Source organism: Hoylesella marshii DSM 16973 = JCM 13450 (genome assembly GCF_000146675.1).
Taxonomy (GTDB): domain Bacteria; phylum Bacteroidota; class Bacteroidia; order Bacteroidales; family Bacteroidaceae; genus Prevotella; species Prevotella marshii.
Genome location: NZ_GL397219.1, coordinates 1 through 1,031 on the forward strand (window position 1 = coordinate 1; position 1,031 = coordinate 1,031).

General features: G+C 42.9%; 2 protein-coding genes. Both read right to left on the reverse strand.

Annotated features, from left to right (window positions below; all coding sequences use genetic code 11):
* A partial coding sequence (locus HMPREF0658_RS12055; protein WP_006950788.1) for a plasmid mobilization protein occupies positions 1–176 on the reverse strand: 176 nt, incomplete at its 3' end.
* Between the two features lie 351 nt (positions 177–527).
* Positions 528–989 (reverse strand): DUF3408 domain-containing protein, encoded by a 462-nt coding sequence (locus HMPREF0658_RS10585; protein ID WP_004373320.1) that lies wholly within the window; start codon positions 987–989, stop codon positions 528–530.
* Positions 990–1,031: the final 42 nt, after the last annotated feature.

Genomic DNA, 1,031 nt, shown 5'->3' on the forward strand with positions numbered 1-1,031 from the left:
AGGAGTATTTCACGGCAGTAGTCTGAGAACTTCCGTCTTGTGCTTTCCGCCTTTGACTTGATGCGCTGCTTTTCCTCTAAGGTGCATCTTACCTTGATGAACTCCGTCTTGTTCATCCTCGCTTCTTCTTTACCTCGTTGCTGCCATTTGGCAGTTCTGCTATCATATCTGTTCATATAAAAGTCCTCTTTTCTTTGTTTTCAATCTTGCTTAATTTCCGAACGCTGACCGATGAGAACGGAGTGATTACGGTCTAATCTCCCCGATAACCGAACGAGGGGAGCAAGCGCAGTTTGTGGGTACAAACTGACGTCTTGCAATGTCAGCTAACGAAACGTTTACGCATAAAGCGTTTTGTCGTCCAAAAATGAATGCTATGCATTCAGAAGATTAACTGTGTTCGTGGCATTCCCACCGTTCAATGTGTTCAGTAAAAATCTATTGTTGGTACTACCCTAAAACGGTCGAGGATTTTGAGTGAAAGGGACATCCTTTTACTCGATAGTCCTTGACCGTTTTTCTGTTGTTTACAGCTTCCTCCATTTTTCTATATCCTCACCGTATTCCTCCAAATGGATACGCACAAGGTTTTCGATGAAGCTCGAGACATTGGCTCCTTTATCACCTAACCTGCGGACGATGAAGTCCGCACGTTCCTGTGTTTCCCTGCTCAGATAGACCGCCTTTCTCTCACTTAGCTTTGTTGGAACAAGGAACGCCTGCTTGTATGCGTCAAGTGTCTCTTTTCTCATCTTGGCACTGATGCGTCGTTGAATAGTTGCATGCTCTGTATGCAGTACAGGCTCGGATGGCGTGGCATGCTCTATGGCATGTCCTGTTTCTTGTTGTTTTTGCTCTTGAATAGTTTTCATTCCCTTTTCCCGGAATTCAGAGACAGATTGTTCACTTGAATTTTCAGCTTGGCTCATACCAAAAGTTTTTCCTATGAAACGATCTATTTCTTCCATGTTTCTTCTTTCCTTTTTCATCACTCTATCTTATTTTAAGTTTGACTTGTTTTATTTTGTTGC